Origin of the sequence: Campylobacter sp. CNRCH_2015_0338h, from assembly GCF_025772785.1 — a bacterium.
Lineage (GTDB): Bacteria > Campylobacterota > Campylobacteria > Campylobacterales > Campylobacteraceae > Campylobacter_D.
Map to the genome: position 1 here is coordinate 48907 of NZ_JAKMST010000007.1, position 15681 is coordinate 64587.

17 protein-coding genes are annotated in these 15681 nt (G+C 32.1%); 3 read left to right on the forward strand and 14 right to left on the reverse strand.

Going from position 1 to position 15681, the window contains the following annotated elements; all coding sequences use genetic code 11:
- Nucleotides 1-108: 108 nt before the first annotated feature.
- Entirely contained in the window at nt 109-1377 is a 1269-nt protein-coding gene (locus L8X30_RS06145) for an adenosylmethionine--8-amino-7-oxononanoate transaminase (protein WP_263679495.1), read from the forward strand.
- Here the strand turns inward: L8X30_RS06145 and bioD are convergent.
- The 3 genes from bioD to L8X30_RS06160 are packed head-to-tail and all read right to left on the reverse strand — an operon-like array spanning nt 1351 to nt 2592.
- The gene (gene bioD / locus L8X30_RS06150) at nt 1351-1923 is read right to left on the reverse strand and encodes a dethiobiotin synthase (RefSeq protein ID WP_263679496.1); all 573 of its coding nucleotides are present in this window, start codon (nt 1921-1923) and stop codon (nt 1351-1353) included. The genes L8X30_RS06145 and bioD overlap by 27 nt on opposite strands.
- Before the next feature lie 7 nt (nt 1924-1930).
- Complete coding sequence (locus tag L8X30_RS06155) at nt 1931-2245, reverse strand: DMT family transporter (protein ID WP_039619256.1); 315 nt, start codon at nt 2243-2245, stop codon at nt 1931-1933.
- Nucleotides 2245-2592: a DMT family transporter gene (locus L8X30_RS06160; protein ID WP_087699708.1), complete on the reverse strand. Its 348-nt coding sequence runs from the start codon at nt 2590-2592 to the stop codon at nt 2245-2247. Before L8X30_RS06160 ends, L8X30_RS06155 begins: the two co-directional genes overlap by 1 nt.
- 174 nt (nt 2593-2766) lie before the next feature.
- Here L8X30_RS06160 and L8X30_RS06165 point away from each other — a divergent pair, with 174 nt between their 5' ends.
- Nucleotides 2767-3801, forward strand: a complete 1035-nt coding sequence (locus L8X30_RS06165; protein ID WP_263679497.1) for an isoaspartyl peptidase/L-asparaginase family protein — start codon at nt 2767-2769, stop codon at nt 3799-3801.
- Here the strand turns inward: L8X30_RS06165 and L8X30_RS06170 are convergent, their stop codons facing one another.
- The 11 genes from L8X30_RS06170 to L8X30_RS06220 all read right to left on the reverse strand — a co-directional run bounded on the left by L8X30_RS06170 (nt 3802) and on the right by L8X30_RS06220 (nt 14666).
- Nucleotides 3802-4224: a Sua5 YciO YrdC YwlC family protein gene (locus tag L8X30_RS06170; protein WP_087689870.1), complete on the reverse strand. Its 423-nt coding sequence runs from the start codon at nt 4222-4224 to the stop codon at nt 3802-3804. It lies immediately after the preceding gene.
- Entirely contained in the window at nt 4221-7484 is a 3264-nt protein-coding gene (gene carB / locus L8X30_RS06175; RefSeq protein ID WP_263679498.1) for a carbamoyl-phosphate synthase large subunit, read from the reverse strand. Before carB ends, L8X30_RS06170 begins: the two co-directional genes overlap by 4 nt.
- Before the next feature lie 97 nt (nt 7485-7581).
- Nucleotides 7582-8553 carry a catalase gene (locus L8X30_RS06180; RefSeq protein WP_263679499.1) on the reverse strand — a complete coding sequence of 324 codons (972 nt, stop codon included), beginning with the start codon at nt 8551-8553 and terminating at the stop codon, nt 7582-7584.
- An 86-nt stretch (nt 8554-8639) separates the two neighbouring features.
- Entirely contained in the window at nt 8640-9383 is a 744-nt protein-coding gene (gene mreC / locus L8X30_RS06185) for a rod shape-determining protein MreC (protein ID WP_263679500.1), read from the reverse strand.
- Nucleotides 9373-10410, reverse strand: coding sequence for a rod shape-determining protein (locus L8X30_RS06190; protein WP_012662095.1), 1038 nt, complete (start codon nt 10408-10410; stop codon nt 9373-9375). The genes mreC and L8X30_RS06190 overlap by 11 nt, the downstream gene beginning before the upstream one ends.
- Before the next feature lie 2 nt (nt 10411-10412).
- Nucleotides 10413-11642 (reverse strand): ATP-dependent Clp protease ATP-binding subunit ClpX, encoded by a 1230-nt coding sequence (gene clpX / locus L8X30_RS06195; protein WP_039619273.1) that lies wholly within the window; start codon nt 11640-11642, stop codon nt 10413-10415.
- Nucleotides 11635-12426 (reverse strand): acyl-ACP--UDP-N-acetylglucosamine O-acyltransferase, encoded by a 792-nt coding sequence (gene lpxA, locus L8X30_RS06200; RefSeq protein WP_257942047.1) that lies wholly within the window; start codon nt 12424-12426, stop codon nt 11635-11637. The genes clpX and lpxA overlap by 8 nt, the downstream gene beginning before the upstream one ends.
- A complete protein-coding gene (gene fabZ / locus L8X30_RS06205; protein WP_257942656.1) occupies nt 12426-12866 on the reverse strand; it encodes a 3-hydroxyacyl-ACP dehydratase FabZ in 441 nt (146 codons plus the stop codon). Before fabZ ends, lpxA begins: the two co-directional genes overlap by 1 nt.
- Nucleotides 12867-12934: 68 nt before the next feature.
- Nucleotides 12935-14008: an epoxyqueuosine reductase QueH gene (locus L8X30_RS06210; RefSeq protein ID WP_263679501.1), complete on the reverse strand. Its 1074-nt coding sequence runs from the start codon at nt 14006-14008 to the stop codon at nt 12935-12937.
- Nucleotides 14002-14463, reverse strand: a complete 462-nt coding sequence (gene bcp, locus L8X30_RS06215) for a thioredoxin-dependent thiol peroxidase (RefSeq protein WP_263679502.1) — start codon at nt 14461-14463, stop codon at nt 14002-14004. Before bcp ends, L8X30_RS06210 begins: the two co-directional genes overlap by 7 nt.
- Entirely contained in the window at nt 14460-14666 is a 207-nt protein-coding gene (locus L8X30_RS06220) for a tautomerase family protein (RefSeq protein ID WP_263679503.1), read from the reverse strand. Before L8X30_RS06220 ends, bcp begins: the two co-directional genes overlap by 4 nt.
- 97 nt (nt 14667-14763) lie before the next feature.
- Here L8X30_RS06220 and ilvE point away from each other — a divergent pair, with 97 nt between their 5' ends.
- The gene (ilvE, locus tag L8X30_RS06225) at nt 14764-15678 is read left to right on the forward strand and encodes a branched-chain-amino-acid transaminase (protein WP_012662102.1); all 915 of its coding nucleotides are present in this window, start codon (nt 14764-14766) and stop codon (nt 15676-15678) included.
- Nucleotides 15679-15681: the final 3 nt, after the last annotated feature.

The following is a 15681-nucleotide window of genomic DNA, read 5'->3' on the forward strand; positions in this document are numbered from 1 at the left end:
ATAAAAGCTAATTATATAAAGATTTTCTAAATAATCCTTTTTCATTTTAAAGCATAAATTTGAGTAAAAATTGTAGTATCATTAGTAATAAAAATCAAAGAAGTAAAAATGAATTTAAAAGAACTAGACTTAAAACACATTTGGCACCCTTGCACGCAAATGAGCGATCATGAGTTTTTACCTTTAATACCTATAAAAAAGGCTAAGGGAGTGTATTTGTATGATTTTGATGAAAAATCCTACATAGACTGCATTAGCTCTTGGTGGGTAAATATCTTTGGTCATTGTAATGAATACATCAATGAAAAATTCAAAGATCAACTTCAAAATTTAGAGCATGTCTTGCTTGCTGGTTTTTCACATGAGCCTATCATAAAGCTTTCGCAAAGACTTTGCAAGCTTTTACCTTTTAATAAATGCTTTTTTGCAGATAATGGTAGTTCAGCCATAGAAGTGGCTTTAAAAATGAGCTTTCAATACCACTTAAACAATGGCTCTAAAAAGGATAAATTCCTATCACTTAGCAATTCTTACCACGGAGAAACCCTAGGTGCATTAAGCGTTGGCGATGTAGCACTTTATAAAAAAACCTATGAGCCTTTACTTTTAAAAAGTATCACAACACCTGTGCCAACTAGCAAAGACTATACAAAAGAACTTGAAATTTTAGAAAGTATTTTAAAAAATCATCATCATGAAATTTGTGCTTTTATACTTGAGCCTTTACTTCAATGTGCGGGCAATATGCATATGTATGAGCTTGGGTATTTAGATGAGGCGGTTAAGCTCGCTAAAGATTATGATGTGCAAGTGATATTTGATGAGATAGCCACAGGTTTTGGACGCACAGGAAAGATGTTTGCGCTAGATTATTGCTCACAAAGCATTGATTATATATGTCTTTCTAAAGCTATCACGGGTGGGTATTTACCGCTTTCAGTGGTGCTTACTAAAGATGAAATTTATGAGAAATTTTATGATAGTTATGAGAGCCAAAAGGCCTTTTTACACTCTCACTCTTACACGGGTAATGCCCTAGCTTGTGCAGCGGCTAATGCGACTTTGGATATTTTTGAAAAAGAAAATATCATCGCAAAAAATAAAATCAAAAGTGCTTTTATAAAAACTCAATGGGAGAGTTTAAAAGAATTTGACTTTTTAGGAAATTTTAGAAATTTAGGCATGGTGAGTGCATTTGATATACAAAAAAGCAAATATAAAAGAGCAGGACTTGAAGTCTTTCAAAGAACCTTAGAAAAAGGCTTGCTTTTAAGACCACTTGGCAATACAATCTATTTCATGCCACCATATGTTATAAATGAAGATGAGATTGCTTATGTAGTGCAGTCTTTAAGAGAGATTTTCAAGGATTTTTGAAAGATTTTCACACACTTTATCATCAAATTCTATGATAGGAATTTTAGCGTAATTGCTTATAAAATCCTTGCTAAAGTTATCTTGAGTTTTTAAGATTAAAGCAAGGATTTTAATATCTCTTTGTTTTAGTGCTTCTATGCTTAAAAGCGTGTGATTGATACTTCCTAGATAGTCTTTTGCGACTAAAATCGTAGGGTACTTAAACGCACTCATATAATCAATCATTGTTTTTTCATCATCAAGGGGCGAAAAAAGCCCACCAGCTAGTTCGATGATGAGTTTGTCACTTTGTGGAATTTGTATATCAAAGGCTTTATAGCTTAAATTTTCTAAAATCCTGCCTTTGTGCGGGGAAGCAGGGGTTTGCAAAAACACGCCTTCTTTGAAAATCTTAGTTTTTGGACTAAACTCAGCTACTACCTCACTATCTTTTGGTGTGCCTGCTTGGATAAGCTTAAAATAATCAAAACCTAATTCCTTGCAAATTCTAGCACTTAGATAAGTTTTGCCAACATCTGTGTCTATACCACTAATGTATATTTTCATTTTAAACCTATGAAAGTATTTTTAAACCCACAGTACAAGCAATGATAAGAGCAATTAAAAAAAGCTTTAAAAAGCTTTTGCTTTCTTTATAAAAAAGCACCCCTATGATAACCCCGCCTGCAGTTCCAGCTCCTGTCCATATAGAATAAGCCACACTCATAGCAATGCTTTGCATACTAAGGCTTAAAAACCCAAACGAAAAACCAAAACACACTATCAAAGCTAAAAGATAAAGCTTATTTTTAGTGCTTACAAGTTGCTTCATGATAATCACACCAAAAATTTCAAAAGCAGTCGCTAAAAACAAAAAGAACCATTCCATTATTTAGCTTCCTTGCTAATGATTTTAAGGCCTATGATACTTAAAAGTAAAATAGCTATTAAAGTAAGCTTGGTGATAGAACTTGGCTCATTGAAAATAAACATCTCATTAAGCACCACCCCAACCGTGCCAATACCTACAAAAACACTATAAGCAATGCTTACTTCAAGTCTTTCACAAGCTTTTAAAAAACATGTAAAAGATATGCAAACCCCAATGGCTGTTAAAGCATAATGCCAAATTTCAGTTGAGTATTTTAACCCACTCACCCAAAAACACTCAACCAAACCACCCAAAATAACCATAAACCAACCAAAATTAGAGCTTATTTTTGTTCTTTCTATCATAATCTACCTTTTTTCAAAAGCGCAAATTATAGCTAAAATTACAAAAATAAAACTTTAATCAAAAACTAAACATATAATAATAAAAAATATCATTATTATAAATATTTTTATAATATTAATTTATATTTAATTTTTATTATTATAAAATCAAAAGCTTGTAACAAGGAGATAAAAATGAGTTTTTTAACAAATAGTAAAAAGGCTTTATTAATATTAGCTAGTTTAGCATTTTTAACAAGTAATAATACTTTTGCAAAAGATTTTGAACCTATCATCGTGATACACGGTGGTACAAGTGGCTTAGGACTTACTAAAGAAGAATTTGCTAAAAGGGAAAAGGTAATGAAAGAATCTTTAAAAGCAGGCCAAAGCATACTTGAAAAAGGTGGAAGCTCTATTGATGCAGTTATAGCTGCCATTAAAGTAATGGAAGATAGTCCTGAATTTAACGCTGGAAAAGGTGCTGTTTTTACTTCTGATGGATTTAACGAACTTGATGCATCTATAATGGATGGAAAAAATTTAAGAGCAGGTGCAATTGCTATGGCTAGGACAATTAAAAATCCTATAGAGGCAGCAAGACTTGTTATGGAAAAAACACCTCATACTTTAATAGCGGGCGAGGGTGCTGATAAATTAGCCAAAAAACATGGTTTAGAAATAGTAGGACAAAAATATTTTTTCACAGAGCACAGATACAAACAACTTCAAGAAGCTAAAAAAAGCAAAGAAGTATTACTAGATAGCGATAAAGCAAAGGCTCATCTTGGTGTAAGCACAGAGCCATATTTAGGCACAGTAGGTGCGATAGCTTTAGATAAAAATGGCAATCTTGCAGCAGGCACAAGCACAGGTGGCACTACAAATAAAATGACAGGACGCATTGGAGATTCTCCTATCATAGGGGCAGGAAATTATGCAAATAATGACTCAGTTGCGATTTCTTGCACAGGAACAGGTGATATTTATATAAGAGTGGCTGTGGCTCATGAAGTTGCGTCTTTATATAAATACAAAAAACTTTCAGTACAAAAAGCAGCCGAAGAAACTATCAAACAAGTAGCTAAACTTGGTGGCACGGGTGGAATCATCTCTATAGATAAAAATGGAAAAGTTGGCTATGCTTGGACTAAAGATAAACTTGGAATGTATCATGGACAAGCAAAAATCGGTGAAGAACCAAAAGTATTTTGGCCACTTGGAGAATAATTAGCGTAACTTAACTTTTTTAACGCCTCGAAGTTTAAAAATCTTTGAGGCTCCGCTTTCAAAAAACTTTTCATCTACTATTTTATCCGCATTTTGCATAGCCCAATTTAGATCAAATTTTTTTCCATGAAGATTTGCAGAAGTAGAATAAAGCCAATCAAACTCTTTTAAAAAATTCTCATGAGCACAATCTTTCACGACGCGTATTGCTTTAAAATTAGGATATAAAAAAGTAGTTTTTTTGGATTTTCTAATAGTGTTTTTAAAATGATTTGGCACTCTTGTAAGTTTTTTAAGCTCGCTAAATTTAGCTGTGGTAATCAAACAATCTTGGCTTAAAGGCCTTTTTTTTAAAGTATTAAGGGCTTTTAAGTCCTTGCTTAAAAACCCTGCTGTTGTATCAGTTTGAGCAAGATAAATCATGTTTTTAAGTATTCTTGCAAGCTCTTTACTTCAAGACATGATTTATTTTGTATAGCTTTAATCGCTTTAGCACCTGCATACGCTGCTCTTAGGTTTGTAAAATACGGGGTTTTAAAGCGTAAAATATTTGCTCTAATTTTTTTAGTATCACCTTTAAAGCTATGCTCATCACTTGTATTAATAGCAAGTTGAATTTGAGAATTTTTTAACTTATCCTCTACATTTGGGCGCCCTTCAGAAATTTTATGCACAAACTCACACTCTAAACCTGCTTCTTGTAAAATTTTATAAGTTCCACTTGTAGCAATGATTTTAAATCCTAGCTTAATGTATTCATTAGCTAAATCTACTGCGTATTTTTTATCTTGTTCTCTTAATGATAAAAATACATTGCCACTTTCTGGTAAGAAATTTGAAGAAGCAAGTTGGCTTTTTGCGTAAGAGTTTTCAAAGTCTTTGCTTACACCCATAACTTCGCCGGTTGAGCGCATTTCAGGCCCAAGCTCAAGGTCACTTCCACTAAGTTTGGCAAAAGGAAATACTACTGATTTTACGCTAATATGTTTTGGTTTTTTAGCTCTTAAAATTCCGTTTTTTTCTTCTACCACTTTAAAGGTATCATAAAATTTCAAACTTTCTCTTAAATTTCCTTGCCACATCACACGTGTTGCAACCTTAGCTAAAGGAATTCCTGTGGCTTTGCTCACAAAAGGCACGGTTCTACTAGCTCTTGGATTTACTTCTATCATATAAAGTTTATTATCATAAATAGCAAATTGTATATTTAAAAGTCCTACAACACCTAAATTTAAAGCAATATCTTTTGTTTTTTGCTCAATCATTTCAAGCATAGCTTCATCAATATTTACAGCAGGCAAAGAACAAGCACTATCGCCTGAGTGAATTCCTGCTTCTTCAATATGCTCCATAATACCTGCTACATAAACTTCTTTTCCATCGCTTATCGCATCTACATCAAGCTCAGTTGCATTGTCTAAAAATTGATCGATTAATACCGGAGATTTATCACTCACATCCACTGCTTCTTGCATATAAAGTCTAAGCTCGCTCTCATCATGCACCACACGCATTGCACGACCACCCAAAACATAGCTTGGTCTAACAAGCACAGGATAACCTATCTCATTTGCCTTTATAATCGCTTCTTCTACACTTATGGCTGTGCCATTTTTAGGTTGATTTATGCCTAAATCCTCAATAAATTTAGCAAATTTCTTTCTATCTTCAGCTAAATCTATCACCCTTGCACTTGTTCCTATAATCTTTGCTCCAAAAGCACTAAGGCGTTTTGCAAATTTAAGCGGAGTTTGACCACCAAAATGCACTATCACCCCATCAGGTCTTTCTCTATCAATAACTGCTCTTAAATGCTCAAAATCAATTGGCTCAAAGTATAAAATATCACTTGTATCATAATCTGTTGAAACCGTTTCTGGATTACAATTATACATTATAGTTTTTACACCCATATCTTTTAAAGCAAAAGAAGCATGCACACAAGCATAATCAAACTCAATGCCTTGTCCTATGCGATTTGGTCCACCACCTATAATCATCACTTTTTTATCTTTTTTATCTTTACTTTCTTTTACTTGTGTAGCTTCATTTGCATTAATACTTGAGTATAAATACGGGGTTAGTGCTTCAAATTCGCCTGCACAAGTATCTACTTCGCTATATTGAGCAATGATTTTATGTTTAATTCTTGCATAATAAATATCATTTTGGCTTAGCTCAAGATTATCTTTTTGATTAATCAAGCTAGCGATTTTTTTATCTGAAAAACCTAAGGTTTTGGCTTTTCTTAATAGTTGTTTATTGCTTAAAATATCCATATCTATTTGGTTTTCAAATTCCACTATTTCTTTGATTTGATTTAAAAACCAAGGATCTATTTTGCAAAGCTCAAAAAGCTCTTGTGTGCTAAAACCTTCTCTAAAAGCTTGTGCTATATAAAGCAAGCGTTTTTCATTAGCTTGGCGAATTTTTGCTAAAAGCTCATTTTTATCACATTCTATAGTATCAAACCCACTTAAATTTCTCTCAAGTGAGCAAAGTGCTTTTTGAATGCTTTCCTTAAAAGTTCTCCCTATAGCCATAACCTCACCCACGCTTTTCATAGCAGTGCCAAGCTCTGTGCTTGCATTTGGGAATTTTTCAAAAGTAAAACGAGGAATTTTAGTTACGATATAATCAATTACCGGTTCAAATGAAGCAGGAGTTCCTGTGATATCATTTTTAATCTCATCTAAACTAAATCCAACTGCTAAAAGCGTAGCTACCTTAGCTATAGGATAACCCGTTGCTTTACTAGCTAAGGCTGAAGATCTTGAAACCCTAGGATTCATTTCAATAACTATCATTCTACCATTAGTTGGATTGATAGCAAATTGCACATTTGATCCACCTGTATCTACTCCGATTTCTCTTAAAATAGCAAAAGAGGCATTACGCATTGCTTGGTATTCTTTATCAGTCAAAGTTAAAGCAGGAGCTATAGTAATAGAATCGCCCGTATGAACCCCCATAGGATCAACATTTTCAATAGAGCAAACGATAATACAATTATCATTTTTATCTCTAATGACTTCCATTTCATATTCTTTCCAACCAAGTAAACTTTCTTCGATTAAAATTTCATGGATAGGGCTTAATGCTAAAGCAGTATTTGCAAGTTCTGCAAACTCATCCATATTATATACCACGCCACTTCCTGCACCACCTAAGGTAAAAGAAGCTCTAATCATCAAAGGAAAACCAATCTCATCAACAGCTTTTAAAGCCTCTTCATAATTATACGCATACATAGATTTTGGCAAATCCATGCCAATTTTTTTCATACATTCTTTAAAAACTTGCCTATCTTCGCCCTTTTTAATCGCTTCAGGATTTGCACCTAAAAATTTTACATCTGCAAGCTCGCCACTTTCATAAACTTCCATAGCAACATTTAATGCAACTTGGCCACCCATAGTAGGTAAAATCGCATCGATTTTTTCTTTTTTGATTATACTTAGAATACTTTCTTTGGTGATTGGTTCTATATAAGTTGCATCAGCAAATTCAGGATCTGTCATAATCGTAGCTGGATTAGAATTGATCAAAACCACTCTATAACCTAGCTCTTTTAAGGTTTTTGCTGCTTGAGTTCCTGAGTAATCAAACTCGCAAGCTTGACCTATAACGATAGGCCCACTGCCTATTAATAATATATTTTTTATATCTGTTCTTTTTGGCATGTATTTTCCTAAGCTGAATTTTTAGCCAAATTATAACAAATATAAGTTTTTTAGAAGTTGAAATTAATAAAGAATTTAGCTCTTAAAGAGCTAAATTTTATTGACGCTTACCAAAAGTTATAGCATAAGCTTCATTTCTTACATCAAATAAAGGATCTTGTGGTGGATTAACCCCTTGAGGTACATCTGAAGGAAAATATACATCAAAATTACAATCTTCCTTGCTCAAAGCTTTAATTTTAAAAGTCCCAACTAAACTTTCTTTGTGTTTACCACTCCACAAGGCCGTTGTATCATTAGTAATATCATTTTTATTTGCATATACTAAATACATCTTATACTCAACTGGCTTATTAGTCTTTATACGATTTTGAAAATCTTCTTTTAAAAAATCACTACTTGCACTTTTCATTTGTGCCTCATTTAAATACGCCACACCTTCGCTTGGAACTAATTTCCATCTTGCTGGTAGATAATTTTCTCCATTTGCTTGTTTAAAATAAAAAGTATGGATACTAAAAAATGGAGTATTTGCTACGCTTTTACTGATACCAATTTTATCCGTATATGCAGCAAAATTTCTATAAGAATCAACCTCTTTCATCATCTTGCTTATTTTTTCTTGATCGACTTTACCATTTACAGGAAGTCTCATTTCAAAAAACTGACCAAACTCTTTAGGATTTTTTGCAAAATTTATTTCTGTATTTAGCATAACCATAGTCCAAGAGGCAGAATCTTTAGGATCAGTAATTCTAATAGCCATACCCCTTGTTTTGCTTTTATCATCTTTAAAAGCGCCACCCAAAGAATATCTTACTTGGATTGGTAAGCTTTTTTGTGTTAACAAAGACACATCAATTTCTTTATTGATAGACAAAGCTGGCTCAAAAGTTCCCATAGCACAAAAACCCTTTACATGATTAACTTTTGCTTTTGGATTTTTAGGGTCTGCATTAAGTTGATAAAAAATATCTGCTATTTTTTGCGCATCATATTCTACTTCGTTTGCATAAATAGCACCACTTAAACAACAAATAGCCAAACAACTGCTGATATATTTTTTCATTAAAGCTCCTAGTTTTAAACTTAGAAGCTATTGTAATATTTAATTCTAAATAATAATTTATATTAATTAAAATAAATAATTTTTTACTATAAATTTTCTACCATATAAAAATAGCTTGGTACTTTCATCTTAGCATAGGGTTTAACATAAGCATTTTGATAAGCACCCTCTTCTTCTATTTTAAAAATTTCTCCCACTGGAATTCCTGAAAAGAAAATTTCATCTAAGCCACTTGTATAAACCTTATCACCCATTTTAAGCTCAAGCCATTTAGGGATATATTTAACTAAAACATAATCATTTCTCCCATGAGCTATACCTGGTGCTTGTTCTTTACCTATATAAACAGAAAAAATACATTCTTCATCACCTTGCAAAAGCCCCAAGGCTCTTCCATTTTTTTCTATGACTATGCCTGCTGTATAGCCATTATAAATCAAGCCTTTGATTTTTCCTTTATAATCAACATCAAGCCAAACCTTATGATAATCACTAATTTGCGCATAAGAAGTTGCCTTAACTAAACTCACATTAGGATAATAAAAACTTGAATTTTTATCGCTTAAAATATTATTTAGCTCATTAGCAAAGTTTTTCATGTAGATATTATTTTTTTCAAGCTCAGTATTTCTTTCTCTTAAAGTTCTAATTTCTTCAGCTTGATTAAAATGTTCGTTGAATTTGTTTTTTAAAAGATCAATACTTTGAGAAAATTGATTAACAATAGCAATATTTAAATCTAAAACATTTCGTTTTATTACATCTCCATAATAAAACGAAATAAATACTAAAAAAGATAATATTAAAACGCTAAGAATTTTACTCTTCATTCGTTAGCTGGTGTAATAATGAAATTTCTTCTAAAGCTTTACCTGTACCTTTTGCAACTGCTAAAAGTGGCTCATCAGCTACATATACTGGAAGTTTTACAATTTCAGATAAATATTTATCAAGCCCGCGTATTAAAGCTCCACCTCCTGTTAAAACAACACCATTTTCAACAATATCAGCTGCAAGATCAGGCGGCATCATTTCAAGAACGATTTTTAAAGCATCAGCGATTTCTTTTAAATGTTCGCGCATAGCTTCTCTTACATCTTCACTTGTTAGTTCGATTCTATTTAACAAGCCTGTTACTTGATCACGCCCTTTAACCACCATAGAAAGCTCTTTTGGAAGCTGAACTGCTGAACCAATAGCGATTTTAATTTCCTCGCCAGTTCTTTCACCTATGACAAGATTATATTTTTCTTTTACATAATTTACTATACTAGTATCAAGTTTATCACCGGCTGTGCGGATAGATTTTGAAATCACAAGCCCGCCCAAAGAAGTAACACCAATTTCAGTTGTACCACCACCAATATCTACCACCAAGCTCCCTTGAGGCTCTCTGATTGGTAAATTTGCACCAATAGCTGCTGCCATAGGCTCTTCTATCAAAAATACTTCTCTAGCACCCGCACTTAAAGCACTTTCTCTAACTGCTTTTCTTTCAACTTGAGTTAAACCATAAGGTACTGAAATGATAATTCTAGGTCTTAAAAAAGATTTTCTTCTATGAGTTTTTTCTATAAAATAACGGATCATTTTTTCAGTCATATCAAAATCAGCAATCACACCATCTTTCATAGGACGGATTGCTTCGATATTACCTGGGGTTTTTCCTACCATTTCCTTAGCTTCTTTTCCAACAGCTAAAATTTTAACCCTACCATATCTTTCACGCTCTACTGCAACAACCGAAGGTTCATCAATCACTATACCTTTATCTTTTACCAAAACTAAAGTATTTGCAGTACCTAAGTCAATCCCCATATCACTTGAAAAAAATCCAATTATTTGATCTAAAATCATTCTCAGCCTTTAACTTTTTTATTTTTTATAAATAAAGGTTTTGCACCTTCTTTGATTACCTCTTTGGTAATTACTATACTATATCCATTATACTCTGGCAAATCAAACATCAAATCTACCATCATCTCTTCAATAATACTTCTTAAACCTCTAGCCCCTGTTTTACGCTCCAATGAAAGCTTAGCAATCTCTCTTAGTGCTTCATCTTCAAATTTTAATTCCACATTATCAATAGCAAAAAGTTTTTGATATTGTTTAATAATGGCATTTTTTGGCTCTGTTAAAATACGCACCATGCTTTCTTCATCAAGCTCTTCTAAAGAAGCAAGCACATGCAATCTTCCTATAAGTTCAGGGATAAGCCCAAAATGCACTAAATCATCAGGTTCTAATCTTTGAAGTAAAGCTTCTTTTTCATCTTTTTTATCATCAGTAAAAAAGCCCATGACATTATCGCCTAGTTTTCTTTTAATGATATCACTAATACCATCAAAAGCTCCACCACACACAAATAAAATATTAGTCGTATCTATTTGTATAAAATCTTGATTTGGGTGTTTTCTACCACCTTTTGGTGGGATATTTACTAAAGATCCTTCTATGATTTTAAGTAAAGCTTGTTGCACACCCTCACCGCTCACATCTCTTGTAATGGAGCGATTTTCACCCATCCTTGCGATTTTATCTATCTCATCGATAAATATAATCCCTTTTTGAGCTCTTTGCACATCTCCATCAGCAGCTTGCAAAAGACGAGTAAGGATATTTTCAACATCTTCTCCTACATAACCTGCTTCAGTTAAAGAAGTCGCATCGCAAATTGCAATAGGCACATCTAAAAATCTAGCTAAAGTCTGTGCTAGTAAAGTTTTTCCACTTCCTGTTGGACCTACTAATAAAATATTTGATTTTGCTAATTCTGTATCATCATCTTCTAAGTCAGATCTAAAAAGTCTTTTGTAGTGATTATACACCCCTACACTAAAGATTTTTTTAGCCCTATCTTGCCCGATGACATATTTATCTAAATATGCTTTTAATTCTTTAGGGGTTATGTCTTTAAAATTTTCTTTATCAACTTCTTTATTTTTTAGCTCTTTTTCCTCTCCAAAGAAAATATTGCAAGCACTTTCAGCACAATACTCACATATAAAGGCATTATTATAATCATTTACTAAAATTCTTCTTTCGCTTGTTTCTATTTCGTTACAAAAACTACATCTTTTAACCATGGTTTTTTTCCTTATATATAGGAATTCCTCTTTTTGTTTCTAAGATAAAATTACACATTTTTTTAACATTTTCACTAGAAGTACTTTCTAATAAATTCAAAGCATTATCTTTTAAATTTCCTTGTCTGAATAAAAATTTAAAAGCTTTGCTTAAAACATCCACTTCTTCTTTATCAAAGCGTCTTCTAATGCCTACTAAATTCAAACTTCTAATGCTTGCACGATTTCCCTCAGCCAAGCAAAATGGCACCACATCTTGAGAAAGTGCGCTAGCACCTGCTATCATACACCCTTCTCCTACTTTTACAAATTGATGTATTGGAGTAAGCCCACCTACTACAGTATAATCTCCAAGTTCTACATGGCCTGCTAAAGTAGCATTATTTGCTAAAATGATGTGATCTCCTAAAGTACAATCATGCGCAATATGAGAATAAGCCATGATAAAAGCATTATCGCCTATCCTTGTGAAGCCATCGCCTTTAGCTGTACCTGAGTTAATAGTAACAAATTCTCTAATAACTGCATTCTTTCCTATGATAACACCTGAGCTTATCTCATCTTTATAAGATATATCTTGCGGGATATCTCCAACTATAGCATAAGAAAACACTTTTGAATTCTCACCTATAGTTACATTAGGTAAAATTCTTGCACCTTGTTTGATGATGGTATTTGCACCTATGTTAGCATTTTTACCAACATAAGCATAAGCTTCTACTACAACATCATCTGCTATAATAGCTCCATCTTCTATAACTGCACTTGGATGAATTTTGCTCATCATTTATCTACTATCATGGCTTTAAGTTCAGCTTCTGCAACTAATTGTCCATCTACAAAAGCTTTTCCTTGGAAAATCCACATATTTCCACGATTTTTTACTACACTCATTTCATAATCAAGTCTATCGCCTGGACGCACTGGATTTCTAAATTTAGCATTATCAATACCTGTAAAATATACTACTTTGATACTTGGATCTACTTTATCATCCATACTTTCAAATGCTAAAACCCCTCCAGTTTGTGCCATGCCTTCTAAAATTAACACACCCGGATAAATTGGATGATCTGGAAAATGTCCCATAAAAACATGATCGCTTATACTAATATTTTTATAACCTCTAACAACTTCTTTGTTTTTTAATTCTACGATTTTATCTACAAGTAAAAATGGATACCTATGTGGTAAAATTTTTTGAATTTGCATTACATCTATCATAAATTTAGCCTTAAAATATATTCAAAATTCAGATTTTACAAAAAAAATATTAATAAATTAATTAAGTTTTATAACTTCACAATCTTTTCTTTACTATCAAAATAAATTTCACTTTTTGCCATAAATTCATAAGCACCTTTAATAATATTTTCAACAATAATCACCGGTGAAAGATCATAAGCACCAAAATGTTTTTGCCTTATTTTAATTTCTTGCTCTATTTTTAAAGGATTTTGTAAAAAATCTTCGTAATTTTTAAATTGCATTTTACATAAGCTATTGAAATAATCAAAACTCCATAAATTAATCTCATCCTTTGCACTTTTATAATGCTTTAAACCCTCATCTAAAATACTAAATTTAGTGTAAGAATTTTTAAAATGTGAGTAAAATAAAACATGAGTTTTTATAGCTTGTTTGTTTTGTTTTATCAAGGCTCTTAGCAAGCGGTAATTTAAAAATTTTTCTCTTTGAATTTCAAATTTAATGCCTTTTTTTTCTAAACTTTTTACTTGGTTGTAGAATTTAATTTTTTCTTCTATACTTGAAGGCAATATTTGTTTATTAATAGGACTCATAAGCTCATCTATAAAGGCTTTTTGACCTTTTTGTTTAGAAAGTGCATAAATACATCCGCAATAATTTTGATGATAAAGCATATCTTGCTTTGCTAGGGCAAATTGTCTTTGCGTACCTCCATTTTTTCTAAAATCAGGCGCTAAAAACTCTATGCCAAATTTATCACATTCTTTTTGCAAAGCTAATTTTAGTTGCTCTAAATCTTTTTTAGGAGATGTTAAAAGAGTTGTTGTAAGTTTTTTTTCTCCTATTTTTTGAGCAAATTCAACACTTTTATGCATTCTAAAATCAAAACAAATTTGACATCTTGCACCTTTTTCAGGCTCATCCTCATAACCCTTTACACTCTCAAGCCATTTTTCATACTCATATTCACCCTTATAAAGTTTAATGCCTAATTTATCACAACTGCGTTTAACATCTAAAAATCTAAGTTCATGCTCACTATATGGATGGATGTTTGGATCATAAAAATACCCGATGATTTTCTCATCAGGATAAGCTTTGCTTAATTCTTGTATAAAATAATGACTATCCACGCTACAACAAATATGAACTAACATAATTCTTTTAACACCTTAAAAGCATGATCTTTAGCTTTTACATTTTTATAAATTTTTGCGATATTTCCTTCCTCATCAACTACAAAAGTAGATCTTATAAGCCCTTCATACTCTTTTCCATAATTTTTCTTTAAACCCCAAGCACCATAAAGTTTGCAAATTTCTTTTTCGCTATCACTTAACAAAGTGTGCTTTAAATCATATTTTTTTATGAAATTTTCATGTGATTTCACACTATCTGGACTAATACCTATAATCACAGCATTTTGCCCTAAAAAATCTTCATAATTTTGACTAAATTCACAAGCTTGTGTAGTACAACCTGGGGTATTATCTTTTGGATAAAAATACAAAATAATTTTTTTACCCAAAAAATCACTTAGAGAAATTTTAACCCCATCTTGATTTAAAAGTTCAAAAACTGGGGCTTTATCGCCAATTTGCAATTCTTTCATTTTTTACCTTTCAATCTTAATTTTTCTACACTTTCACCACCAAAAGCAATATTATATGGCTCAATATCTTCTAGCATTATGACTATATTTTGCTTTGGTTTATTATATTTTGTATACAAAAGCTCTGTAATATCTGCTATTAACTCTTCTTTTTGTACTTTGCTAAATTCTGGTTTAGCGAGTTTGATACTAATAATAGGCATTGTTTTTCCTTGCTTTAAATAAAGAATTTTACTATATTCTAGCAATTATTAGTATATTTTTGATAAAATTAGTTTTATTTTCAATAAAGGCTTACTCATGATTAGGGCAAAAAAAATTTGGATGGATGGAAAAATCATTGATTTTGATGATGCGAAAATTCATGTTTTAACACATTCATTACATTATGCAAATGCAGTTTTTGAAGGAACAAGAGCTTATAAAACACAAAATGGTTTAGCAATTTTTAGATTAAAAGAACACACCAAAAGACTTTTAGAGTCTGCAAAAATCACTTTAATCAACTCACCTTTTTCTCAAGAAGAACTTGAAAATGCACAAGTTGAACTTTTAAGAGCAAATGATTTTCAAAATAACACTTATTTGCGCCCATTGATCTTTTTGGGTGATGGAACTATGGGAGTTTATCATGCTAAAGCTCCTGTTAGAGTAGCTATTGCTGCTTGGGAATGGGGCGCTTATTTGGGCGAAGAAGGCTTAGAAAAAGGTATTAAGGTTAAAATTTCTTCTTTTGCTAGAAATAGCGTAAAATCTAGCCTAGGTAAAGCCAAAGCAAGTGCAAATTATTTAAATTCTCAAATGGCTAAATATGAAGCTATAGAAGCAGGATATGAAGAAGCTTTAATGCTTGATGAAGAAGGTTTTGTAGCAGAAGGGACAGGCGAGTGCTTTTTTATGGTTAAAGATGGGAAATTAATCACCCCGCCAAATGATTTTTCATTAAAAAGTATTACCCAAGATACTGTTTTAAAAATTGCACATGATTTGGGCATAAGCGTAGTGCGCCAAAGAATTTCAAGAGATGAAGTTTATGTGGCTGATGAGGCATTTTTCACAGGAACTGCAGCAGAAATAACCCCAATAAATAATATTGATGCAAGAATTATAGGAAATGGAAAAAGAGGTGAGCTAACGACAAAGCTCCAAAATGCGTATTTTGATATAGTTTATGGACGCAATGAAAAATACGCTTCTATGCTAACTTATATTTAACAA